This window comes from Pseudomonas sp. GX19020 (genome assembly GCF_023371075.1).
GTDB lineage: Bacteria > Pseudomonadota > Alphaproteobacteria > Rhodobacterales > Rhodobacteraceae > Pseudogemmobacter.
The window spans coordinates 12,373-36,261 of the sequence record NZ_JAMCCR010000020.1 but is presented as its reverse complement, the minus strand read 5'-3'; the positions used below and the strand labels follow the sequence as shown (position 1 = coordinate 36,261).

The window sequence follows — 23,889 nt, the reverse complement described above, 5'->3', positions numbered from 1 at the left end:
CCATGGCGAAACTCATCCGGGCTGAGGCCTTTATCGTTGACCTGATCCCAAAGGTGAAACGCACCGATGCGATCCAGTCCTTCAAGAGCCAGGAGACGATTTTCGTCCGCCTGACCGATGCCGATGGCGCGTCGGGCCTTGGCTACAGCTATACGATCGGCGATGGCGGCCATTCCGTACTGGAACTGCTGCGGCGCAGCTTCCTGCCTGCGCTGATCGGGCGCGAGGCGGGCATGATCGAGGCGATCTGGCGGGATCTGCTGTTCCTCAGCCATGCGACGGCCGTCGGCCCGATCATGGCGCTGGCACAGGCCGCGATTGACACCGCGCTCTGGGATCTGCGCGGCGTGAAAACCGGCCTTCCGCTGCATGTGATGGCGGGGGGCACGAAATCCTCGGTGCCAATGTATTCGACCGAAGGCGGCTGGCTGCATCTGGAGCCTCAGGCCCTGGTCGATGACGCGCTCGCGATGCGCGAGGCAGGGTTCCGCGGATCGAAAATCAAGATCGGCAAGCCCACGGTCGCCGGTGACGCCGCCCGGCTGGAGGCAGTGCGCGCCGCGCTTGGTGATGATTACGAGATCATGACCGATGCCAATCAGTCGATGACCCAGCCCGAAGCCTCGCGCCGCCTCGACCTTCTGGAACGCCTGAACATCGCCTGGTTCGAAGAACCGCTGCCCGCCGATGATATCGCGGGTCATGCCCGCCTGACGCGCCAGTCCCGTGTGCCGATTGCTGTGGGCGAGTCGATGTATTCCCCGGGCCAGTTCGCCGATTACATCCAGGCAGGGGCCTGTGGCATCGTCCAGGCCGATGTGGCGCGGATCGGGGGCATCACGCCCTGGCTCAAGGTCGCGCATATGGCCGAGGCGCATAACCTGGCGATCTGCCCGCATTTCCTGATGGAACTGCATGTCAGCCTCGTCTGCGCAGTGCCGAATGCGCCCTGGCTGGAATATATCCCGCAGCTCGACGATATCGCGGCCCCGATGGCGCGCGAGGGCGGGTTCGCGCTGGCCCCGGTCGCGCCGGGACTGGGGATCGACTGGGATCATGAAGCGATTGCGGCCCGGGTCACGGAAGGCTCGCATCTGACCATCACGGAGGCGCAGTCATGACGCGCTACGCCTCTGTCATCGGCCTCTCGGAAGAGGGCAAGGCCGAGTATAAGCGCCTCCATGCCGCCGTCTGGCCCGCGGTGCTGGCGAAGATTTCGGAATGTCATATCTCGAACTACTCGATCTTCCTGAAAGAGCCCGAGAACCTGCTGTTCTCTTACTTCGAATATTCGGGAACGGATTATGAGGCCGATATGGCGAAGATGGCCGCTGATCCCGAGACGCAGAAATGGTGGGCGGTGAACAAGCCATTGCAGCGCCCGCTGGACACGCGCGCAGATGGTGAATGGTGGGCCGGTATGTCGGAAATCTTCCATCATGGCTGAGCTGATCCAGAGCATCACTCCGCCGAAAACCGCGCTGCCGATTGTGATTTTCGGTGCCGGGTCTATCGTGTCAGATGCGCATCTGCCCGCCTATGCAAAGGCCGGTTTCACCGTGGCGGGGATCTATGATCCCGACATGGACAAGGCCCGCGCGATCCTGCCGCCAGGGGCTGTGGCCTATGGTTCGCTGGCCGAGGCGACCGCGGCCGGTACCGGCGCGGTCTATGACCTTGCGGTGCCGCCCGCCGCTATTCCGGCTGTGTTAAATGCTCTGCCTCAAGGCGCCGTTGTGCTGATCCAGAAGCCGATGGGGTCTGACCTTGCAGCAGCCGATGAAATCATCCGGATCCTGCGCGCCCGCAAGATCCGGGCGGCGGTGAATTTCCAGCTGCGGTTCGCGCCGATGAGCCTTGCGCTGAAAGATGCCATTGCGAAGGGTCTGCTGGGCGAGGTGGTCGATTTCGACGCCTGGCTCGCGCTGGATACGCCCTGGCATCTCTGGGCCTTCCTGAAAGATCTGCCCCGGGTCGAGATCCTGCTGCATTCGATCCATTATCTTGATTTCGTTCGTGATATTCTGGGCAACCCGGATGGGGTTCACGCGAAAACCATGGGGCATCCGACCTCTTCAGTATCGAATACGCGGTCCTCGATGATCCTCGATTACGGGCAACGCGCCCGCGCCAGCCTCTCAATCAATCATAACCATGCCTTCGGTCGCCAGTTCCAGGCCTGTGAATTCCGCATCTGTGGCACGAAGGGCGCGGCTTATCTGAAGCTCGGCGTCAACCTCGATTACCCGAAGGGCGAGCCGGATGAATTCTGGCTCAACACAGATGGCGAATGGCGGCAGATCCCGCTGACCGGCAACTGGTTCATCGAGGCTTTCATTGGCCGGATCACGCAGGTGATGCGCTTTGCCACAGGCGAGGACGCTGAGCTGCAAGGCAGCGCCGAAGATGCCTGGCACACAATGGCCCTTGTCGAGGCCGCCTACCAATCCAGCGCCCTTCCGGCGCATCCGATCAGGACTTCTCCCGATGCTTGAACAGGTGAAATATTACGAGGATTACGAGATCGGCGAGGCGCGCGACACGGTTGGCCGCACCATCACCGAGACCGATTTCGTCGTTCATGCCGGCCATTCGGGCGATTTCTTTCCGCATCATCTGGACGCGGAATTCTGCAAGACACTGCCCTTTGGCCAGCGCATCGCACATGGCACGATGGTCTTCACCATCGGCGTCGGCCTGACCGCGACGATCATCAATCCGGTCGCGTTTTCCTATGGTTACGACCGGATGCGCTTTGTGAAACCCGTCTTCATCGGCGACACGATCCGCTCGCGCGTCGGGATCATCGGCAAAGAGCTGATGGAAAACCGCCCCGGCTATGGCCGCGTGACCGAACGCCTCACCGTCACCAAACAGACCGGCGAGACCGCGCTGGTTGCCGACCATATCTATATGGTGGAGTGCCGGAAGTGACTGAAAAATCGTCATTCGGGCCGTTCCTGCTCTTGTCCGGCAAAGACAATGTACTGGTCGCCCGCGCGAATTCACCCGAGGGGCTGGTGGTTGCGCTGGAGGGGGGCGAGGTCCGCCTCAATCGCCCGATTCCGATGGCCCATAAGATCGCGCGCCACGACATCGCGGCAGGCGATGTGATCCTGAAATACGGCATGCCCATCGGCATCGCGACCGGGGCGATCCGTGCGGGCGAGCATGTCCATGTCCATAATATCCGCTCGGCCTATACGCCCACGCATATGTTGCAGGACGCCGATGGCCGCAGCGCGGGGGTGTCATTATGAGTGAGATTCAGGCCTTTTTGCGCAAGGATGGCCGCAAGGGCATCCGCAACACGCTGGTCGTGGCCTATCTGGTGGAATGCGCGCATTTCGTGGCCTCGGAGATTGTGCATCAGTTCCGCAATACGGCCCATGAAGGTGAGGTCCAGCTGATCGGCTTCCCCGGCTGCTACCCGAATGAATATGCCGCGCAGATGATGGAAAAGCTTTGCACCCATCCGAATGTCGGCGCAGTGCTGTTCGTGTCGCTGGGATGCGAGAGCTTTGACAAGGTGCGTGCGGCCAATGCGGTAGATGCCTCGGGGCGCCCGGTGAAGACGCTGGTGATCCAGCGGGCGGGGGGGACGCGTTCGACCATCCAGGCGGGCGCCGACTGGATCCGCCAGACGCTGGCGCAGATTTCCGAAGTGCCGCGCGTGGCGATGGGGGTGGAAGAGCTGATCATCGGCACGGTCTGCGGTGGTTCGGACGGGACATCCGGCATTTCCGGAAATCCGGCGGCGGGCAAGGCCTTTGACCTGCTGGTGGCCGAGGGTGCCGCCTGTATTTTCGAGGAGACCGGCGAGCTGATCGGCTGTGAAGAAATCATGGCGGAACGCGCGGTGACGCCGGAGCTGGGGAATGCGCTGCGCGAAAGCGTGCATAAGGCCGAGCGCTATTATGCCACGCTGGGCTATGGGTCATTCGCTGCGGGCAATGCGGCGGGCGGGCTTTCGACTATCGAAGAAAAGTCGCTCGGTGCCTATGTCAAATCCGGTGACAGCCCGATTTCGGGGCTGATCAAGCCCGGTGATGTGCCGCCCCGTGGCGGGCTTTACCTGATGGATGTGGTCCCCGATGGCGATGTGCGCTTCGGCTTTCCGAATATCTCGGACAATGCCGAAATCGTCGAAATGATCGCATCGGGCGCACATATGACGCTGTTCGTGACCGGGCGCGGCTCGGTCGTGGGCTCGGCGATTTCGCCGGTGATCAAGATCTGCGCCAATCCCGACACCTATCGCAATCTCGCGGAAGACATGGATGTCAATGCGGGCGATATTATCGAAGGGGTCCGCTCGATCCCCGAAGTCGGCCAGGAGATCCGTGACCTTGTGGTGGCGGTCGCCGCCGGGAAACAGACGAAATCCGAAGAACTCGGCCATCGCGAATTCATCCTGACCTATAAGACATTTGAGCCCATCGGCCCGGCCTGCCTGCCGGGCGCGGCCTGAGGAGAGACATGATGCAAAGACTTGCGGGGAAACGCGCGCTGATCACCGCGGCGGGGCAGGGGATCGGCCGTGCCAGCGCCGAACGCATGGCCGCTGAGGGCGCCGAAGTTATCGCGACCGATGTGAACGAGGCCCTGGTGGCGGACCTGGCGGGTCTGCCAGGGATCACCGCGAAAGTGCTGAACGTGCTTGAACCGGGCGCGATCACCGCGCTGGTCGCTGAAATCGGGCCGGTCGATATCCTCTTCAACTGCGCGGGCGTCGTCCATAACGGCACCGTGCTTGAGGCGACCGAGGCTGAATGGGATTTTGCCTTTGACCTGAACGCGAAGGCGCAATTCCGCATGATCCGCGCCGTGCTGCCGGGGATGATCGCGCAGGGAAATGGCTCGATCATCAATATGTCTTCGGTCGCGGGGCCGAAAAAAGGCCCGATCAACCGGGCCGTCTATTCCGCGTCCAAGGCCGCCGTGGTCGGCCTGACCCGCGCCGTGGCTGCCGATTACGTGGCGCAGGGCATCCGCTGCAATTCGATCTGCCCGGGTACCGTCGACAGCCCCAGCCTGCATGAGCGGCTGAAGGCTACCGGCGATTACGAGGGCGCGCTGAAGGCCTTTATCGGCCGTCAGGCGATGGGGCGGCTGGGCCGTGCCGATGAAATCGCGGCGCTGGTCTGCTATCTGGCCTCGGATGAGGCGGGCTTCACCACCGGAACCGAACATGTCATCGACGGTGGCTGGACCACCTGAGCGAAGGAGCTGCTATGAAACTTGTACGTTATGGCGCGCGTGGCGCCGAGAAACCCGGCCTGATTGATGCGGATGGCGCGCTGCGCGACCTCTCCGCCTATGTGACTGATATTGCGGGCGATGTGCTGGCAGACCTGTCGGTGCTGGCAAAGATCGACCCGGCCACGCTGCCGCTGGTGACCGGCAATCCGCGCCTCGGCGCCTGTGTCGGCCAGACCGGCAAATTCATCTGTATCGGTCTGAACTATTCCGACCATGCCGCCGAAAGCGGCATGGCGGTGCCCCCGGAACCGGTGATTTTTGCCAAATATACTTCGGCGATCTGCGGGCCGGATGACCCGATCCTGATCCCGCGCGGATCGGATAAGACCGACTGGGAGGTCGAGCTGGCCGTGGTGATCGGAAAGAAGGCGAAATACGTCTCGGAAGCTGATGCGATGGAGCATGTCGCAGGCTACTGCGTCTGCAATGACGTCTCGGAGCGCGCCTATCAGATCGAACGCTCGGGCCAGTGGTCCAAGGGCAAAAGCTCGGATAATTTCGGCCCGATCGGCCCCTGGCTGGTGACGCGGGATGAGGTCAAAGACCATGACAACCTGCATATGTGGCTCAAGGTGAATGGGGAGACCATGCAGGATGGGACATCGGCCACCATGGTCTATAAAATCCCGTTCCTGATCTCTTACCTGTCGCAGTTCTTCACGCTGCATCCTGGCGATGTGATCTCGACCGGCACCCCCCCGGGCGTTGGCCTTGGTATGAAACCGCCGCGCTATCTGAAGGCGGGGGATGTGGTGGAACTGGGGATCGAAGGCCTCGGCACCCAGCGTCAGATCTGCGAGAACGACGCATAAGGGAAGGGGGCGCTCGCGCCCCCTCTGAGCCTTTCAGGCGCATTCTGCCGCTCCGCCTTAGCCAGGAGCGGCGAATTTCAGGCACATGGGTGTGCCGATCTCAAGATATTTGCCGCTGTCTGTCAGCTTGCCGCTTTCACCATCGCGGGTCAGCACGCTCACCCGGTCGGAATTCTGATTGGCGACGAGGAGATGCTGCCCCGAAGGCGTCAGCGCGATATTGCGTGGTGTCACTCCACCGCAGCTTATCAGATGTCGTGACCCGAACCTGCCCGTTGCCGGATCTACCCCGATCTCTGCGATGCTGTCATGCCCGCGATTGGCGCCATAGAGAAAGCGGCCATCTGAGGAAATCCGGATATCCGAACAGTGATTGCCTGACAGGGCGTCATCCGGAACCGTATGGCGGTGGTCTGTTTCAGAGAGCGCGCCCGTGGCGTCATCCCGGCGGTATGAGGTGATCGAGGAGTCGAGTTCATTGATCACAAAGAGGAAATAACCACAGGGGCTCAGCGCCATATGTCTTGGGCCGGAGCCGGGGCGGGTGTGGGTGAGCGCCAGTCGCTCAGGTCTGCCGGTCGCGTCGATCCGGTAGTTCACGAGCGCGTCCATTCCAAGATCGGCGACGATCAGCTGTCCGTCGGCGGTTTCGGCTACGCTATGGGCATGTGCGCGTTCCTGGCGGTCAGGGTCCGGGCCCTGACCCTCATGCGCTGCAGCACCCAGCGCCGGCGAGAGGCTGCCATCCTCGCGGATGTCGAATACCGCAAGCGACTGGCCGGGTCCGCCTTCGCCCACCGTGTAATTCACCACGTAAAGCCGCCTGCCATCGCGCGAGATCAGGCTATGGGCGGTGATGCTGCCAAGGCTTGGCTGGGTGTTCAGATAAGTCAGGCGCTGGTCTCTGTGGTCGTAGCGGAACGCGGTAACCAGCCCCTCGCGCCATTCGGCCACTTCGGAACCGGCATAGATATGGCGCCCGTCCGGCGTGACCGAAAGGAAGGTCGGGTTGTCGATCCCGGGGAAATGCGCGCGCGGCGCGAAGGTCAGCAGTGATTCGTCAAAGGCAAAGACATGGAGGCCGTCGCCGCGTGCGCCCTGAAAATAGGGGGTCTCGCGGTTCAGCGTGCCAATGATCAGAAGCAGTTCCGCGGCCATGTCTTTCCTTCCCTGGAAATACTGCCCCGCGCCGGATCCTGCGAAGGAGTATTCCATATTTAAAACTCAATGTTGTCAGTAAACCCCGTTGACCTCTTCGCGTCAATTCGTAGCATCGCGGTGCAGGATTTCACAGGTAAAACCATGAGTGACATTGAAGACGAGGGCCGTTACCGGGCGCCGGCGCTGGACAAGGGGCTCGACATGATCGAGCTGCTGGCGGCACGCGAAGAGGGGATGACGCTGAAAGACATCGCCACCGCGCTCGGGCGCTCCCCGACCGAGCTTTACCGGATGCTCGACCGGCTGGCGCGCAGGGGCTATGTCTCGCGCCATGGCGACAGTTATCAACTGACGATGAAGCTTTTCCTTGTCGCCCATCAGCGCCCGCAGATCCGCCGTCTGATCGCGCAGGCCATGCCGGCGATGCGGCGTTTTACCAATGTTGCAGAGCAGGCCTGTCATCTGGTGAAATATGACCGGGGTGATCTGGTGATCATCGCGCAGGTCGAGGCGCCGGGCTATTGGGGTGTCACCATCCGGGTCGGCGCGCAGATCGGGCTGGTGAATTCCGGATCGGGGCATGTGTTCCTCGCCTATGCCTCACCCGAGGAAAAGGCGCTGATGTATGAAGAGCACGAGCCGATGCCCTATGAGGTTGCGTCGCCCGGGCTGGAAGAGCGGCTCAAAGAGGTCCGCCGTCAGGGCTATGAGTCGATGGAAAGCCAGCAGACCCCGGCCGTGGCCAACCTTTCGGTGCCGATCCTCGGCGCCAATGGTGCGGTGCAGGCGGTGCTGACATGTCCCTTCGTGCGGCGGCTGGAAAACCCGAATGCGCCTGATCGCGACCGCGTTTTGCGGATCTTGGTGGAAACCTGTCGCGAGATTTCCAGCCCGGGCGAGGCGGCGGACTGACCTGGATCCCATCATACCGGGCAAAAGCATAAGGCCGGAAGGCCCTGATGGCCTGCGGCATCGGCCCGTGGGCCGCTTTTTTTTGCAGGAGCCCGCTTTGGAGGGGCGAAGGGGGGCGTTGATTTCTTACGCCCCGCCTCGCCCTCCTGCGGCAAAGTGATGCCGGAGCGGTGCAGTCAGAGCCCGCAGCCTCACCACCAGAGCGCAGCCCGGGTCAGGATGCGGCTGACTGTTTCATTACAGCAGATCCCGAACCCGCGGTGCCAGTCACGTCGCGGGCGTCATGATTGCACAATAGCATGTAAGGCCCGACATCGTCGCGGGTCACCGCCAGACGCGGCACCATCCCGACCGTGATCCCAGCCCCCGGGCTCTCCTGTCGCCGTTGATGAGACAGCTTCAGGGGACAGTCAGGAAGGGCATTCGCGTGCATTTTTCCGCAGCCATTCCAGGCGCTTTTTGCAGGGTCTTTCGGGGTGCGTTTGCCGGGAGGGGCGTTTTCAGGCTTGCAGTAATTTTCCATAAATGAAATTATCCTTCACATACGAAATGCCAAGTGCCTTTGGGAGGGGCGCGGCAGGGGGGAGAATCCATGACGACCGAAACCGTGACGCTGCCTCTTGAGGGGCTTGTCGTGCTGGATATGAGCCAGTTCCTCTCTGGCCCCTATTGCTCGCTCAGGCTGGCGGATCTGGGCGCGCGGGTGATCAAGATCGAGCGTCCCGATGGTGGCGATCTGTCGCGCCGGCTCTATCTGTCGGATACCGAGATCGGCGGTGATTCGACGATTTTCCACGCGATCAATCGCGGCAAGGAAAGCCTTGCGATCAATATGAAAGATCCCGCCGATCTGGAGGCGCTACGGAAACTCATCGGCAAGGCCGATGTGCTGATCCAGAATTTCCGCCCCGGCGTGATCGAGCGTCTCGGCCTTGATTATGACGCGGTGCGCGCGATCAATCCGGCGCTCGTCTATGCCTCGATCTCGGGCTATGGCGATGAGGGTCCATGGGTGATGCGTCCGGGCCAGGACCTGCTGGCGCAGGCGCGGTCGGGGCTGATGTGGCTCAATGGCGATGAAGGGCAGGGGCCGGTGCCCTTTGGCCTTGCGGTGGCGGATATGCTGGCGGGCGCGGCCTGCTGCCAGGGCATTCTTGCCGGGCTTGTCAGGAAGGGCATCACCGGCAAGGGAATGCATGTCCAGACCTCGCTGATGGAGGCGCTGATCGACTTTCAGTTCGAGGTGCTGACGACCCATCTGAACGATGGTCGCCGGGTGCCGAAACGGTCAGAATTCCGTTCGGCCCATGCTTATCTCTCGGCGCCTTACGGGGTTTATGAGGCAAAAGATGGCTGGCTGGCGATTGCGATGACGCCCATCGCGCGGCTGGCTGACCTGATGGGGATCGACAGCCTCGCGCCTTACCGTGATGACCCGAAACTCGCTTTCTCGCAGCGCGATACGATCAAGCGGCTGATATCCGACAAGGTGGCGACCGCAAGCATCGATCACTGGCTTTCGGTGCTGGAGCCGGCGGATATCTGGTGCGCCAAAGTGCTCGACTGGCCGGAATTGCTGGCATCCGAGGGGATGGCGGTGCTGGACATGTTGCACACCGTGACCCGCGATGATGGCGTGTCCATCGAAACGACCCGCCTGCCGATGCGGCTGAACGGGTATCGGCCCGCGAAACCCGGTGCGGCCCCGCTGATCGGCGCCCATTCCGCCGCCATCCGTAAGGAGTTCGGCCTGTGATTAAGCTGAAAGGCATGACCTGGAGCCATCCGCGCGGCTATGATCCGATGGTCGCCTGCTCGGCGATCTGGGCAGCAGAGCGGGGCGTCGAAATCACCTGGGAAAAGCGCTCGCTCCAGGATTTCGAAAGCTATCCTGTCGAAGACCTTGCCCGCGCCTATGATCTGATCGTGATTGACCACCCGCATGTCGGCCAGATCACTCGCGAGAATTGTCTCGCGCCCCTGGATATCCCCGGGCGCGAGGCCGATCTTGCCGCGCTGGCGGCCGGTTCTGTGGGCGCAAGTTTTCCAAGCTATACCTGGCAGGGCCGGCAATGGGCCTTTCCGATAGATGCCGCGACCCAGGTGCTGGCCTGGCGCCCGGATCTGATCGACGCGCCTCCCGCCAACTGGGCCGAGGTGGTGGCGCTGGCGAAAGACGGCAGGGTGGCATTGCCGCTTCGCCCGCCGCATTCGCTGATGTCGCTTTACACGCTGGCAGGCAATATCGGCTCGCCCTGCCAGGTGACAGGGGAAGAGATCATCCCCCCCGGAACCGGCGCCGGGGTCTGGGAGATGCTGCGCGAGATCGCAGATCTGGTCGACCCGGCCTGTGCGGGCCAGGACCCGATCGCGGTTTTCGAGGAAATGGCGCGGCCTGAAAGCCGGATAGCGGTGGCACCGCTGATCTATGGCTATGTCAATTATGCCATTCCCGGTTTCCGCCCGAGGCTGATCCGCTTTGCCGATATGCCGGTGGCGGGCGCAAATGGCCCGGTCGGCTCTGCGCTTGGCGGCACCGGGATCGCGGTTTCGGCCTTTTCCGGGGCGCGGGATGCGGCAGTGGATTTCGCGTTCTGGATCGCCTCGGACGCTGTTCAAAGGGGGGCTTTCGCGGCCTCTGGCGGTCAGCCCGGTCATGCCGGGGCCTGGCAGGACGAAACGGTCAACGCCGCCAGTTCGGATTTCTACCGCGCGACCCGGGCCACGCTGGAGGGTGCCTGGGTCCGACCGCGCCATGACGGCTATATGGCATTCCAGCACGCCGCATCGACCCGCATCACCGAAGGGCTGGCCGCGCGAGAGAGCGCCGGCCCGGTGATCGCAGATATCAACCGGTTGTTCCGGGAGAGTTTCTGACGGGGAGAGATCACCGCTGCGCCGGAAAACACAATCCGGCCGGCGTAATTCAGGGAGGAGGAACCCGATGACGAAGAGAATGGCGCGGCTCTGCGCTGCGACAGCACTGACGGCATTCGCGATGCCGGTGTTTGCGCAATCGGTGGAAGAGGCAATCGCGGCTTTGCCCGAGGGGCTGAAGTCGCAATATGAGGGAGCGCCCCAGGCCATCGCCACCGCGCCGCTCGCAGATTTCACACCGAAAGCAAAGCCTTACAAATGGTGCCATTCCGAAAGCTATCAGGGTAACCCCTGGCGCGTTTCGGTCACCAATGAGCTGAAGCGCCTCGTGGACGGGCTGATCGCCGAAGGCGTGGTCTCGGATTTCGAGATCTCGGATTCCAATGGCGATGTCGGCCAGCAGATCAGCCAGATCCGCGCTTTCATTGATAAGGACTGCGGCGTGATCACCTCGATCCCGGGCTCGGCCACTGGGCTTGATGAGGCAATTGCAGCGGCAGCAGCGGCGGGCATCCCCTTTGTGACGGCGGCGGGGTCGGTCACGGCGCCGTCCGCGGTGAATGTCGACAGCAACTATTCCCGCTGGGGCTATGAGATGATGGATGCGATCGGCCGCGCGCTGCCCGAGGGCGGCAATGTGCTGATCGTTGAAGGCATTGCCGGCCACCCGATTGTGGCGCAGGAACGTGCCGGCGCCGATGCCGCTATGGCATTGCATCCGAACCTGAAAATCGCCCGCGTCGTCAATGGCGACTGGACGGCGAATGTCACCAAAACCGTTGTGCTGCAAACGCTTGCCACCAATCCGGCACCGATTGACGCCGTCTGGTCGGCGGGGTCTGAAAGCCGCGTGATCGCCGAGGCCTTTGCCGAAGCCGGTCGCCCGGTGCCGGTGATCACGGCATCCATCACCGGGGATGCGCTTGGCTACTGGAAGGCCAGCCCCGAGGGCTTCCGCTTCGAGGGCCATGCCGTTCTGCCGGGCTGGACGGCGCAGACGCTTTACCGTACCGCCGCGCGGATCATGGATGGGCAAAAGCCGGTCCTGAACACGCTGATGATCCCGCTGCCGCCGGTGCATGAGGCGGATCTGGCGACCTGGTACCAGGATTGCATGACGCCCGACGCGGTGTCGGTTTTCCCGGTGCCGCCGACCGATCCGATGCCGGAAGACTGGCTTGATGCCTATTTCACGAATCCCGCCCCGAGCCCGGCCTGGGATTACGCGAAGACCCCCGGCGCCTGCGCCAACTGATCCCGCCATCAAGCCGCGCGTCCGATGACGGGCGCGCGGTCAAAAGAAAGACAGGACCATGCTGGAGATTTCCGGCCTGACAAAGCGCTATGGCGAGACGCTGGCGCTGAGCGGGGCCACAATCACCTTCCGCCCCGGCACCATCCACACGATTCTCGGCGAAAACGGCTCGGGGAAATCGACGCTTGTGAAACTGCTTTCTGGCATCGTGGCCCCCGACAGTGGCACGATCCGGATGGAGGGGCGCGAGATCACGGCCCGCAACCCCGCCGGTTTTCGCGAAGCCGGTTTTGCCACCGCTTTCCAGGAGGTCCTGATCGCGCCGGACCGGTCGGTCAAAGACAATATCCTGCTGGGTCTTGACGGGTTTTTCCGTCGCCATATCCCACGCTCCGGCCGTGCCGCCCGGGCGGCAGAGGTGCTGTCGCGCTTTGCCTGCACAAAGATCGACTCCGAGGCGCTGGCGGGCGCGCTGCCACTGGCGGCGCAGCAGCTGGTGGTGCTTGCCCGTGCCGTTGCGCGCGCGCCAAAGGTGCTGATCCTTGATGAGATCACCGCCGCGCTTGATTTTGCCGACCGCGATTCCGTCTTCGCCTTCATGAAGCGCAGCGCGGCTTCCGGCGCGACGCTTCTGTTCATCACCCACCGGATGGATGAGGTCATGGCACTGTCTGATGATATTTCCGTGCTGCGTTCGGGGCAGGTCGTGCGTTCCGGCCCGCGCGCTGATGCGACGCCCTCAGAGCTTTTGAGCCTGATGGCGCCGGAAGGAGGCCGTCATGGCTGATCTGAGGGCAACCGGCCTGACCCTGCGCCCGGGTGCGCGCGCCTTTTCGGCGACCATCGGCGCTGGCGAGATCCTTGGCCTCGCGGGTCTCGATGGCCACGGTCAGGACACCTTTTTGCGCAGCCTGACGGGGCTGGGGAAGACCGGCGGCGAAGTCGCGCTGAATGGCGCACGGATCGGCAGCTTCCGTGACGCTGAACGGGCCCGCATCGTCTATGTACCGCGTGACCGCCGCGCGACGGGGATTTTCCCCGGCCTCTCGATCCTCGACAATTTCGCGATTGCCACCGCCGGGCGTGACCGGCGCGGCCCGCTGATCTCACCCGCAGCGCGCCGCGCCCGGTATGAGATCTGGCGCGAACGGTTGCAGATCAGGGCGCCATCGCCCGAAGCGCCGATCACCGCGCTTTCCGGCGGCAATCAGCAAAAGGTGCTGCTGGCGCGGGCTCTGGCGCGCGAGCCGGAGGTTCTCTTGCTGAACGACCCGACGCGCGGTGTCGATGTGGCGACGCGGCACCTGCTGTATGATCTGTTCCGCGATCTGGCGGGCGAGGGGATGGTGCTCGTGATCCTCTCCTCCGAGATCGAAGAGATCCTTGCTTTGTGTCACCGCGTCCTGGTCTTTCGTGACCACGGTCTGGCGGCGGAATTGTCAGGAAAGGCGATGCAGACCGATCAGGTGATTGCCGCCATGTTCGGGAGGGCAGGCTGATGCGGGTTCTGGGACGCTATACTTTCGCCATTGCCATTCTCGTGGTGCTGCTGGTCGCCAACCTCGTGATGAACCCGGCGCGGTTTCATCCGGCGGCCTGGGGCACACTTCTGGGGATGGCGGCGCCACTGATCGGCGCGGCTCTGGCCTCGACCCCGGTGATCCTGGCCGGGCGGGGCGGCATCGACATCTCTGTCGGCCCGGTGATGGCGCTGGTCTCGGCGGTGGTGATCAAGGTGCTCTATCTTGATCACGGGCTGAGTTCACCCCTGATCCTCTGGCCGGCGGCGCTCCTGATCGGGGTATTGATCGGCGCGTTCAACGGGTTCATGGCGGTGATCGTGCGGGTGCAGCCCATTGTGGCGACGCTCGGGACCTATCTGATCCTTGGCGGGCTGACGCTGACCATTCTGCCCGCGCCCGTCGGCCCTGCGCCGGACTGGCTGAAGGCGATGGCAGGGGGCTGGAGTTTCCTGCCGCTGGGCGTGATCGGGCTTTTGTGGTGGGGGCTGAGCCGTGTGCCATTCCATGATCAACTGTTGGCTGTGGGCTCGGATGACCGCGCGGCCTATACCGCCGGAGTGCCGGTCTCGCTGGTCCGCTTTCTGGCCTATGTGATCACCGGAATGCTTGCGGCTGCGGCGGGGATGATGCTGACCGCGCTGATCGGATCGGCCGATCCGAAAGTGGGCGCGAATTATACACTGATCGCGATTGCCGCCGTGGCGCTTGGCGGCGTCAGCCTTGCGGGCGGCAAGGGCGGTCTGCTGGGGGCGGCCATCGGCGCCTTTGACATCTTCCTGCTGCAAAGCCTGCTGACCGCGTTCAACGTCTCGACCTATGTGTTGCAGGTCGCTTATGGCGCGATCCTTGTCACGGCGGTCGTGCTGATCGCGCTCCAGGATCGCGGCCCGAAAAGGAGCCATGCATGAGCCGGTATCTCACAGCCCGGTATCTGACCGGAATGAAAGCGCGGATCATCGGGGCCTTTCTGGTTGCGGCGCTGCTGCATCTGATCGGGACCATCCTGATCCCGGGCTATTCCGCGCCTTTCGCAATCCGGGCACTGCTGGTCATCGCCGCGCTGCTCGCAGTGGCGTCGGTCGGGCAGACGCTGGTGGTGATCCTTGGTGGCATCGACCTCTCGATCCCCTTCATCATCGGCTTTGCCAATGTGACGGCGGCGCAGCTTTACGGACAGGGCTGGCATTTCGGGCTGGTTTGCATCGTGGTCTTTGGTCTCGCCATCCTGATCGGCGCGCTGAACGGCGCCTTGTCGCGCGGGCTGAATATCCATCCGCTGATCGTGACAATGGGGATCGGTATGATTGTCCAGGGTCTTGTGCTGATCTGGACGAAAGGCTTCCCGACGGGATCGGCGCCAAAAGCGGTATCGTCTTTCGTGTCGATCGGGGGATCCTTTGGCCCGTTGCCGGTGCCTGCGCTGATCCCGGCATTGCTGGTGATGACCATCGTGATCGTGCTGGTGCTGGAGCGGACGCCCTGGGGTCGTCGCCTCTATGCGCTTGGCTCGAACCCCGGCGCGGCGACCTATGCGCTGATCAGCCCGCTCTGGGTCTGGACCTCGACCTTTGCGGCATCGGCGTTTTTCGCGGCGCTGGCGGGGATCCTTCTGCTGGGCTTTACCGGGTCTGCTTACGGTGATGTCGGCCAGCCCTATCTGTTCCAGACCATCGCGGCGGTCGTTGTCGGAGGTGCGGCCCTGGTGGGCGGGCGCGGCAGTTACATCGGCACCCTGGCCGGCGTGCTGGTTCTGACCGAAATCAACACCTTGCTGATCGGCTTGAACTTTTCGCCCGCCTCGGTACAGGCTGCGTTCGGCGCGATCATCCTGCTGCTCGTCTCGCTTTACGGGAGAGAACGCCATTTCCGCACAACCGTCTGAACCGGAACCCGTCTTATGCGTCTGAGCGATTGCCACAATTTTCACGACTTCCGCCGCCTGGCGAAACGTCGCCTGCCGGGGCCGATCTTCAATTACATTGACGGCGCGGCCGATGATGAGGTGACGCTGCGCCGCAATACGGCAGCCTTTGAAAGCGTCGATCTGGTGCCGAATGTCCTGCGCGGGGTCGAGGAGATTGACCTTTCAACCACGGTGATGGGGCAAAAGCTGGACCTGCCGGTCTATCTGTCGCCGACCGCGCTGCAGCGGCTGTTTCACCACAGGGGCGAACGCGCGACCGGTGCCGCGGCCGAGGCCTATGGCACCATGTTCGGATGCTCGTCTCTGGGCACCGTTTCCCTGCAGGAACTGCGCCAGAAGCATCGAAGCCCGCAGGTCTACCAGTTCTATTTCCACAAAGACCGGGGCCTGAACCGCGCCATGATGCAATCGGCGAAAGAGGCCGGCATCAATGTCATGATGCTGACGGTGGACAGCATCACCGGCGGCAATCGCGAGCGCGATCTGCGCACCGGCTTTTCGATTCCCTTCCGGCTGACACTGGGCGGCATGTTCCAGTTCGCGATCAAACCGGCCTGGGGGATCAACTATGTCACCCATGAGAAATTCAGCCTGCCGCAGCTGGATGCCCATATCGATATGAAGGGCGACAGCCTGACCATCGGGCGCTATTTCACCGAGATGCTCGACCCGTCGATGACCTGGGATGATGTCGAAGAGCTGCGTGAGGAATGGGGCGGAGAGTTCTGTCTGAAGGGCGTGATGAGTTCTGATGACGCCCGCCGCGCTGCAGATATCGGCTGTTCCGGGATCGTTTTGTCGAACCATGGCGGGCGGCAGCTTGACGGCTCGCGCACCGGTTTTGATCAGCTGGATGAGGTGGTGCAGGCGGTGGGCGACCGGCTTGATGTGATGATTGACGGCGGCATCCAGCGCGGAACGCATGTGCTGAAGGCGCTGAGCCTCGGGGCGAAGGCGGTGGGCCTCGGGCGATTCTATCTCTTCGCGCTGGCGGCGGCGGGGCAGGCGGGGATCGAACGCGCCCTTGGCCAGATGAAGGCCGAGCTGACCCGCGATATGCGCCTGATGGGGGCGAAGACCATCTCTGATCTGAACCGCGACAACCTGCGATTCCGCTGACGGCGGCTGACGGGGCGGGGGAATCGGGGGGGCTGATGCCCCCCTTTTTCATGGGTGACGGCCAGAATGGGTGATGCTGCGATGCAGAAACAGGCAGAGTGCAGGCTTTTCGTGATCGGCAAAAAATGGGCCCGATCGGTGAAATGCATGGTCGGAAAGACGCTTACGGGCGCATTTCAGGGTTTTTCGGGCCGGAACTGGCTGAATTGCCGCTACTTTCTGCTTGCCGCATTGCGGCGCCTGGCAAAGATCCGCCAATCGCCGAAATATGTCGAAACAAAAACTTGATTCAAATCTGGTTCCCCGGCTTTGTCCTGCAACAGCCCGGCACAGACCGGGCCATGAGCAGATCAACAAGACGACGCCGGAACGGGACCACATGATTTTCACCGCTGCAAAACCGCTTCTCCGGAGCCTGGCCGTGCTTTGTGCCGCTCTGACGCTGAGTGCCTGTATGGGCCGCGATATTGCGCCGGAAGGACCGGACAGCTCGATTTTTGGCAGCGTTGATTCGGGGCGTCAGGCGATGGCGCTGCTGGAGGCAAAGCAGAAGCAGTCGAAGGGTCAGCGCGTCTGGTGTGTGCCCTTTGCCCGCACCGCGAGCGGTGTCGACCTGCGCGGCGATGCGAAAACCTGGTGGAATGCGGCCGCCGGCCAATATGCGCGCGGCAACCAGCCCCGGCCGGGCGCTGTGATGGCTTTTTCGGCAACGCGGAAAATGTCGCGCGGCCATATCGCTGTGGTCTCGGAAGTGATTTCCGAACGCGAAATCCGCATCAACCATGCCAACTGGGTCAAAAACAAGGTCCAGATGGATATGAAAGTTGTTGATATCTCACGGAAAAACGACTGGAGCGATGTCAAGGTCGAGCGCGTTGCGGGCGAGATGGGATTGTCTTCCTATCCGGTCAACGGTTTTATCTATCCGAACTGAGGCCGTTCGGGGATCGTCGATCCCTCATTGTTCAACCGGTAAATCAAATTGAAAAGGGGAGGCAGCGTGCCTCCCCTTTGTTGTTTATGCCTGTCGCTTTTGGCGGCCGGGGCGCCTCAGCCCGGTTGTTTCGCGAAACGCAGATAAGGCAGTTTGATATCGAGCTCGCCATATTTCTCGGCAGCCTGGTCGTTGTTCAGGCTGAGGGCCACGATCACGTCCTGGCCGGGAACCCAGTCGGCCGGGGTCGCGAGCGGCTTGCCATCGGTGAGCAGAACCGCGTCGACCGCGCGCAGGATCTCGGCGAAGTTGCGGCCGACCGACATCGGGTAATAGATCGTGAAGCGGACCTTTTTATCCGGCCCGATGAAATAGACCGCGCGCACGGTTGCGGTATGGGCCGGGGTGCGGCCGTCGGTCGGGATGTAGTAATCGGCCGGCAGCAGGTCATAGGCTTTGGACACGGCAAGGCTGGTATCGTCGATGATCGGGAAATCGGCCGGCGCGCCGCCGAAGGCCTCGATATCGCGCTTCCATTTCTCATGATCGGCTTTGCCATCGACCGAAAGGCCGATCACCTTGATGCCGCGCTTTTTCCATTCCGGGATCAGGCGGGCAACAGCGGCGAATTCGGTGGTGCAAACCGGGGTGAAATCGCGCGGATGGCTGAAGATGATGCCGTAGCTGTCCCCGAGCCAGTCGTGGAAGCTGATGGTGCCGGCGGTGGTGTCGGCGGTGAAATCTGGGGCGATATCGTTGATGCGGACGGACATGGAAGCACTCCTCGGGAATTTCCTGCGCCAGATTTACGCTTTGTGGGAGAATATTTCATCCCCCCAGGTGGGGATCGCGGTAAATTAGAACAGCTTTCCTGATCGGGCCGGAGAATGCGGAAAGATTTTGGTGTCTCGCGGGTTTCACCAGCGGCACTCTTCCCCGGGAATGGTGGTGCAGGCGGGAGAGCAGGCTTGCGTCCAGGCCCGGGAAAGCGCTATTTTTGATCAAATGCTTTCGGGCCTGCCATCATGGCGCGCCCGAAACCTGCCACACCCAGAACCGAGGCCGGATATGCTCACCAAACGCGACTTCTACATCAATGGCGCCTGGATCGCCCCTGCGAAACCCCGCGACTACCAGGTCATCAATCCGTCGAATGAAGAGCCCTGCGCGGTGATCTCGCTGGGGGATCAGAGCGATACCGACCGTGCGGTTGCCGCGGCCAAGGCGGCCTTGCCGGCCTGGCGCGCAACGCCCCCGGCAGAACGGGCGCGGCTGGTGGCGGCCATTCTCGACCAGTATGAGGCGAGAAAGCAGGAATTCGCCGAAGTGATCGCGATGGAAATGGGCGCGCCGATTGATTTCGCGCTGGAAGAGCAGGCGCCCTGCCTGCCCTGGCATACCACGAATTTCCTGCGCGCTTTTGAGCATATCGAATGGATCCGCCCGTTGGGGGATCACGCGCCGGGCGCGGCCATCGCGCTGGAGCCGATCGGTGTCGTGGGGCTGATCACCCCCTGGAACTGGCCGGTGAACCAGATCGCGCTGAAGGCCATTCCGGCGATGCTGGCGGGCTGCACCTGTGTGCTCAAACCCTCGGAAGAGGCGCCGCTGGATGCGATGATGTTTGCAGAATTCTGCCATGCGGCGGGGATCCCGGCCGGCGTGTTCAACCTTGTGAACGGGGACGGCGCCGGGGTCGGATCGCAGCTTTCCTCGCATCCGGATGTCGAGATGATCTCGTTTACCGGCTCGACCCGCGCCGGTCGGGCGATCTCGAAAACGGCGGCCGAGACGCTGAAACGTGTCACGCTGGAACTGGGGGGCAAAGGCGCCAATCTGCTGTTTGCCGACGCGCGCCCGGATGCGGTGCGCTGGTCGGTGGCGCGGATGATGGAAAATACCGGGCAAAGCTGCAACGCACCCTCGCGCCTTCTGGTCGAGCGCCCGGTTTATGACAGGGTTGTGGCGGAGGCGGCGGAACTGGCCAATGCAATTTCGGTCGGCCCGGCGGATCAGCCGGGGCCGCATATCGGCCCGGTGGTGAACAAACGGCAATGGGATCAGATCCAGGCCTATATCCGCAAAGGCATCGAAGAGGGCGCCCGGCTCGTCGCAGGCGGGCCGGATCTGCCAGAGGGGTTCAACCGTGGTTTCTATGTGAAACCGACGGTCTTTGCCGATGTGAAGCCGGGCATGACCATCGAACGCGAAGAGATCTTCGGGCCGGTTATGGCGATCATCCCCTTTGACAGCGAGGAAGAGGCAGTCGCCATCGCCAATGACACGCCTTACGGGCTGACCAATTACGTCCAGACCGAAGACCAGAGCCGCGCCAACCGGCTTGGCCGCGCGCTGGTCTCCGGCATGGTCGAAATGAATGGCAAATCGCGCGGGGCGGGCGTTTTCTTTGGCGGTGTGAAGCAATCGGGCCGGGCCCGTGAAGGCGGCATCTGGGGCCTTGAGGAATTCCTCGAACCGAAGGCGATTTCTGGCTACGATTTCTCGGCTGGCTGATCGAAACTGAAGACCGGCCCCAGGGCCGGTCTTTGCCTCCGGCGGGGATATTTAAGGACAGATGAAGTCAGCTAAGGGTTTTCATCTGTCCTTAAATATCCCGGGGGTGAGCCGCAAAGCGGCGAGGGGGCAGTGCCCCCTGGAGCAAGGTCGCCGGAAGAAATGCCGCCGGAATCATGTCGCGTCCTTCGGCGATAAGGTCCGCGAGCAGCTCTGCACAGACCGGCGCCATGCCAAAGCCGGTTTTGAACCCGCCATTCGCGATGAAATGCCCCGGCCGGCCGGGCCAGGCCCCGATCACAGGCGAACGGCTTTTCGCGCGCGGGCGGATGCCAGCCCAGCGTTCCAGAACCTCGGCCCCGTGCAGCACCGGCAGCACTTCGCGCGCGCGCGTGATCAGTGTTTCTGCCTGGCCATCGGGCCCGGGCGTCTCCCAGGTGCTCTCGCTGGTTGATCCGACGGCCACTGTCCCGTCACCATGTGCAACGATATGGAGCCCGGGCGCATAGATCTGCGGCGCTTCCTGCGCGTCATGGCGCAATAGCACCGCCTGTCCCTTCACGCCGGCGCCCAGCTTGCGGCCGAAATGGGCCGAAAGCTCTGCGAGCCCCTCATATCCGGTCGCGTGAACCACCAGGCCGGGGCCGACTGTCCCTTCCTGCCCGATCGTCCCCCCCCTGGCGCGCAGCGCCTGCGCGAGCGAGGCGAGCGCCTGGCGGGGAGAAATCCGGGCCGTCAGCGTATCCGAGATCAGCCAGCCGCTGGGGGAGGCGGGCTCCCAGGGGGCGCCCGTGGCCGGGATCACCCGCCATTCGGCGGCACCTTGCCAGAGGTCGCGCGCGGCTGTCTCCCGCGCCCGTGCAAGTTCAAGCGCGGCTCTGTCGGTCACGGGCTGCAACCGGCCAGCGCGCAGGTAAAGCGGGTCTGCCCCGCCAGCGTGATGCACCTCGTCCCACCAGGCCGCAGCCATGATCAGGCTGCGAAACTGCAACGCCTTCATCTCATTCCAGACCTCTGGCGCATGTGGCGCCAGGGCGCCGACCAGGCCGCCCGAGGCGCCGGCGCCGATGGCGCGCGTCTCGATCACCCGCACCCTTGCGCCGCGCTTTGCCAGCGCCCAGGCTGTGCTCAGCCCGAAGATCCCTGCGCCGCAGACCGTCACATCGACGCTTGCCATCCCGCCTCCGCTGTCGCATGGGGCATCAACCCGTCAGGTGAGCCATGCCCGAGATTCCCGAACCCGAATTTTCCGAAGCCGGACTGCCCAAAGCCGTCAGGTCCGAGACCGCCAGCCTCAGCTGGCTCGAGGATGCGATACCCGTCGCCACCAGATTTGACGATCCCTATTTCAGTCTGAAGGGCGGGCTGGAGGAGACGCGCCATGTCTTTCTTGGCGGCAATGATCTGCCGGCGCGGCTGCAAGACGGGTTCCGCATCGCCGAACTGGGTTTCGGCACCGGGCTGAACCTTCTGACACTCGCGCTGGCCTGGAGGCCGCAGGATCCCGAGGGCGCGGGCCTTTTGCATTATACCACATTCGAGGCCTTCCCGATGGCGGTCGGGGATATGGCCCGCGCGCTGCGGCATTTCCCCGAAGCTGCCGCCATTTCAGCGCCGCTCCTTGCCGCGATGAGCGCGGGCGAAACCCGCTTTCGGCTGCCGGGGATCGCGGTCGAGATCGTGCATGGCGATGTGCGCGATACGCTGCCGGCCTGGACGGGGCGGGCCGATGCCTGGTTCTTGGATGGATTCTCGCCGGCGAAAAACCCGGAAATGTGGGGCGAGACGCTGATGGCCGAGGTCGCGCATCACACGTCAAAGGGCGGCACTTTCGCCACTTATACCGCGGCCGGCCATGTGCGCCGCGCGCTTGCGGGTGCCGGGTTCGAGGTCAGCCGCCTGCCCGGTTTCGCGGGCAAGCGGCATATGTCTGCGGGAGTTTTGCGCTGATCAGCGCAGAACCATCCCGTCGGGCCAGCTCATCGTATAGCCCAGCGAGATCTCTTGTTTTGCGCCGGCCTCAAGATCGAATTCCCAGGCCATGATGCCGCGCTGCCCCTCGACATCCGTTACCGTCGGTTGCGGCGAGATCGTGGTCTTCACGCTCAGATCCTGCTGTTCCGAATAGGGCACCTGGTCGATCACCTTCACCGGCCAGCTCTCGGATCCGAGGTTTTCGATCCGGAGGATCGCGGTCTCGCTCAGCTGGTTCGAAGTCGAGAACACGCCGGTCTGGCCGCTGTCGCGCTGCGGCATGTCGCGGCTCAGCGTGATGCTGTCCAGCGCGCCGAAAGCGATTTCGGTTTCCTTGCCGGCGGGGATCAGACCAAGGCTGGTGGTGCCGACCAGCACCCCTTCGCGGTAAAGAAGCGCCTCTCCGGGCAGCAGCGGCTCGCCGGAGCTGTTGGTGAATTTCGCCATGACAAAGGCGCTTTGGTCGCGGGAGGGAACGGCAAGGGCGAAGATCCCGGGTTCGGCCTGCAACGGATCAAGCGAGAGGCGCAGATCTTCGACCCCATCGGCGATATCGACCTTGCGCGGGTAATGATAGACCACGGTATCGCCTTCCATGGCGGCACTTGCGCTGATCGGCGCCGGCCCGGCGGCGAGCGCGGGGGCTATGACCATATCCATCTCGGCCGTGCCCATATTGCGCGCGCGCTCGAGGGCGGGGGGCTGTTCCTTTTCGATCCAGCGCTGCCAGGGCCAGAGCGTCGAGGGGGCAGATTGCTCGGAGGGGCGCGAGGACGAGAGCGTCAGATCGACCCCGCTCCAATCCTCGCCGGTCTCCTGGCTCACGAGCACCGAGCGGTCGATGGTGAGGCCCGCGCCATCCTTGCGCGTCAGGCGCAGATCGTAGAAAGGCCGCCAGCTGGCCGCGTCGACATAATGCGAGAGGGTGATGGTTCTGGTTCCGGCCCCGGCGCTTTCAAAGCCGACCGAAAGCACCGCGTAATCCTGTGCGCGCGATGGCAGGGCGGCAAAGCTGGCCTCGGCGTCAGCCAGCGCCTTCTGCGCCTCTTCCAGGGCCTTTTGCGCGGGCCAGAGATCGGCACGGGCGGCACTGGCCTCCTCGGCGGCGGCGAGTGTTTCCTCGCCGATCACTTTCGCGAATTCGCGCAGCGTTTCGGCGGTAGCGCCCTCGGGCGGCTGTCCGCTGATCGAGGTGAGGTAGCCCGCACGGGCAGTTGCGGCCTGGATCCTGGCATTGCCGGCATCGACGACCGAAGTGGCAGCGCGCAGCGCGGCCTCTGCCGCCTCAACAGTGGCTTTCGCAGCCTCCTGATCCGGGGTCAGCGCCTCGTCCCGGGGCGGTAGCCGGTCGCTCCGCAGTGAGAAGGCACCGGTCGAGATCCCCTCCGCCGCCGCCAGTTGCATCAGACCCGGTTCGGTACCGGCCGGCAGATCGGTGATCAGCAGCTCATGCGCCCCGGCAGAGGGGCTCTCGAAGGTCACCTCGCGGGTGATTTTCGCGCCCTGGGGATAGACAGTGACCGAGATGATCTGGCTGCCGGCAGTGATCGTATCGGCAAAAGCGGGAAAGGCTGTGGTGGCCAGAAGGGCCGCAAGAAGGGCACGCATGGAACGGCTCCGGT

At 63.3% G+C, this 23,889-nt stretch carries 24 protein-coding genes; 20 read left to right on the top strand and 4 right to left on the bottom strand.

The features are described 5' to 3' along the window. Nucleotides 1–2 precede the first annotated feature (2 nt). Genes M3484_RS21190 through M3484_RS21155 form a run of 8 tightly spaced genes read left to right on the top strand, consistent with a single transcriptional unit; the run spans nt 3 to nt 6,074 of the window. Complete coding sequence (locus M3484_RS21190) at nt 3–1,121, top strand: mandelate racemase/muconate lactonizing enzyme family protein (protein WP_249499131.1); 1,119 nt, start codon at nt 3–5, stop codon at nt 1,119–1,121. Continuing rightward, complete coding sequence (locus M3484_RS21185) at nt 1,118–1,447, top strand: L-rhamnose mutarotase (RefSeq protein ID WP_249499130.1); 330 nt, start codon at nt 1,118–1,120, stop codon at nt 1,445–1,447. Before M3484_RS21190 ends, M3484_RS21185 begins: the two co-directional genes overlap by 4 nt. After that, nucleotides 1,440–2,495 (top strand): Gfo/Idh/MocA family protein, encoded by a 1,056-nt coding sequence (locus tag M3484_RS21180; protein WP_249499129.1) that lies wholly within the window; start codon nt 1,440–1,442, stop codon nt 2,493–2,495. The genes M3484_RS21185 and M3484_RS21180 overlap by 8 nt, the downstream gene beginning before the upstream one ends. Next, nucleotides 2,488–2,934 carry a MaoC family dehydratase gene (locus M3484_RS21175; RefSeq protein WP_249499128.1) on the top strand — a complete coding sequence of 149 codons (447 nt, stop codon included), beginning with the start codon at nt 2,488–2,490 and terminating at the stop codon, nt 2,932–2,934. The genes M3484_RS21180 and M3484_RS21175 overlap by 8 nt, the downstream gene beginning before the upstream one ends. Next, entirely contained in the window at nt 2,931–3,260 is a 330-nt protein-coding gene (locus M3484_RS21170; protein WP_171909523.1) for a UxaA family hydrolase, read from the top strand. Before M3484_RS21175 ends, M3484_RS21170 begins: the two co-directional genes overlap by 4 nt. Continuing rightward, nucleotides 3,257–4,471, top strand: a complete 1,215-nt coding sequence (locus M3484_RS21165; protein WP_249499127.1) for a UxaA family hydrolase — start codon at nt 3,257–3,259, stop codon at nt 4,469–4,471. The genes M3484_RS21170 and M3484_RS21165 overlap by 4 nt, the downstream gene beginning before the upstream one ends. Before the next feature lie 11 nt (nt 4,472–4,482). After that, a complete protein-coding gene (locus M3484_RS21160; RefSeq protein ID WP_249499126.1) occupies nt 4,483–5,220 on the top strand; it encodes an SDR family oxidoreductase in 738 nt (245 codons plus the stop codon). A 14-nt stretch (nt 5,221–5,234) separates the two neighbouring features. Next, the gene (locus M3484_RS21155; RefSeq protein WP_249499125.1) at nt 5,235–6,074 is read left to right on the top strand and encodes a fumarylacetoacetate hydrolase family protein; all 840 of its coding nucleotides are present in this window, start codon (nt 5,235–5,237) and stop codon (nt 6,072–6,074) included. A gap of 57 nt (nt 6,075–6,131) precedes the next feature. Here M3484_RS21155 and M3484_RS21150 read toward each other — a convergent pair whose 3' ends face one another. After that, nucleotides 6,132–7,232 (bottom strand): lactonase family protein, encoded by a 1,101-nt coding sequence (locus M3484_RS21150; protein ID WP_249499124.1) that lies wholly within the window; start codon nt 7,230–7,232, stop codon nt 6,132–6,134. Between the two features lie 144 nt (nt 7,233–7,376). Here M3484_RS21150 and M3484_RS21145 point away from each other — a divergent pair, with 144 nt between their 5' ends. The 10 genes from M3484_RS21145 (at nt 7,377) to M3484_RS21100 (ending at nt 17,779) form a co-directional block, all read left to right on the top strand. After that, nucleotides 7,377–8,147: an IclR family transcriptional regulator gene (locus M3484_RS21145; RefSeq protein ID WP_249499123.1), complete on the top strand. Its 771-nt coding sequence runs from the start codon at nt 7,377–7,379 to the stop codon at nt 8,145–8,147. Nucleotides 8,148–8,739: 592 nt separating this feature from the next. After that, nucleotides 8,740–9,903, top strand: a complete 1,164-nt coding sequence (locus M3484_RS21140; protein WP_249499122.1) for a CaiB/BaiF CoA transferase family protein — start codon at nt 8,740–8,742, stop codon at nt 9,901–9,903. Further along, nucleotides 9,900–11,024: an ABC transporter substrate-binding protein gene (locus M3484_RS21135; protein WP_249499121.1), complete on the top strand. Its 1,125-nt coding sequence runs from the start codon at nt 9,900–9,902 to the stop codon at nt 11,022–11,024. Before M3484_RS21140 ends, M3484_RS21135 begins: the two co-directional genes overlap by 4 nt. Before the next feature lie 67 nt (nt 11,025–11,091). Continuing rightward, nucleotides 11,092–12,279 (top strand): substrate-binding domain-containing protein, encoded by a 1,188-nt coding sequence (locus M3484_RS21130; protein WP_092898772.1) that lies wholly within the window; start codon nt 11,092–11,094, stop codon nt 12,277–12,279. A 58-nt stretch (nt 12,280–12,337) separates the two neighbouring features. Further along, nucleotides 12,338–13,066 carry an ATP-binding cassette domain-containing protein gene (locus M3484_RS21125; protein WP_249499120.1) on the top strand — a complete coding sequence of 243 codons (729 nt, stop codon included), beginning with the start codon at nt 12,338–12,340 and terminating at the stop codon, nt 13,064–13,066. Beyond that, nucleotides 13,059–13,778 (top strand): ATP-binding cassette domain-containing protein, encoded by a 720-nt coding sequence (locus M3484_RS21120; protein WP_249499119.1) that lies wholly within the window; start codon nt 13,059–13,061, stop codon nt 13,776–13,778. Before M3484_RS21125 ends, M3484_RS21120 begins: the two co-directional genes overlap by 8 nt. Then, nucleotides 13,778–14,710, top strand: coding sequence for an ABC transporter permease (locus M3484_RS21115; protein WP_249499118.1), 933 nt, complete (start codon nt 13,778–13,780; stop codon nt 14,708–14,710). Before M3484_RS21120 ends, M3484_RS21115 begins: the two co-directional genes overlap by 1 nt. Then, entirely contained in the window at nt 14,707–15,684 is a 978-nt protein-coding gene (locus tag M3484_RS21110) for an ABC transporter permease (protein WP_249499117.1), read from the top strand. Before M3484_RS21115 ends, M3484_RS21110 begins: the two co-directional genes overlap by 4 nt. 15 nt (nt 15,685–15,699) lie before the next feature. Then, nucleotides 15,700–16,845 carry an alpha-hydroxy acid oxidase gene (locus M3484_RS21105; RefSeq protein WP_092898764.1) on the top strand — a complete coding sequence of 382 codons (1,146 nt, stop codon included), beginning with the start codon at nt 15,700–15,702 and terminating at the stop codon, nt 16,843–16,845. Between the two features lie 379 nt (nt 16,846–17,224). Then, complete coding sequence (locus M3484_RS21100; protein WP_249499116.1) at nt 17,225–17,779, top strand: CHAP domain-containing protein; 555 nt, start codon at nt 17,225–17,227, stop codon at nt 17,777–17,779. Between the two features lie 116 nt (nt 17,780–17,895). On the opposite strand, the gene M3484_RS21095 is transcribed toward M3484_RS21100, so the two are convergent. Then, the gene (locus M3484_RS21095) at nt 17,896–18,552 is read right to left on the bottom strand and encodes a peroxiredoxin (RefSeq protein WP_092898762.1); all 657 of its coding nucleotides are present in this window, start codon (nt 18,550–18,552) and stop codon (nt 17,896–17,898) included. 295 nt (nt 18,553–18,847) lie between these two features. Between M3484_RS21095 and M3484_RS21090 the strand changes: the two genes are divergently transcribed. Next, a complete protein-coding gene (locus M3484_RS21090; protein WP_249499115.1) occupies nt 18,848–20,293 on the top strand; it encodes an aldehyde dehydrogenase family protein in 1,446 nt (481 codons plus the stop codon). A gap of 91 nt (nt 20,294–20,384) precedes the next feature. Here the strand turns inward: M3484_RS21090 and M3484_RS21085 are convergent, their stop codons facing one another. Next, a complete protein-coding gene (locus M3484_RS21085; protein ID WP_249499114.1) occupies nt 20,385–21,470 on the bottom strand; it encodes an NAD(P)/FAD-dependent oxidoreductase in 1,086 nt (361 codons plus the stop codon). Nucleotides 21,471–21,514: 44 nt separating this feature from the next. Between M3484_RS21085 and mnmC2 the strand changes: the two genes are divergently transcribed. After that, entirely contained in the window at nt 21,515–22,243 is a 729-nt protein-coding gene (gene mnmC2, locus M3484_RS21080; RefSeq protein ID WP_249499113.1) for a tRNA (5-methylaminomethyl-2-thiouridine)(34)-methyltransferase MnmC2, read from the top strand. Here mnmC2 and M3484_RS21075 read toward each other — a convergent pair whose 3' ends face one another. Beyond that, the gene (locus M3484_RS21075) at nt 22,244–23,875 is read right to left on the bottom strand and encodes a DUF4139 domain-containing protein (protein WP_249499112.1); all 1,632 of its coding nucleotides are present in this window, start codon (nt 23,873–23,875) and stop codon (nt 22,244–22,246) included. It abuts the gene before it with no gap. Nucleotides 23,876–23,889: the final 14 nt, after the last annotated feature.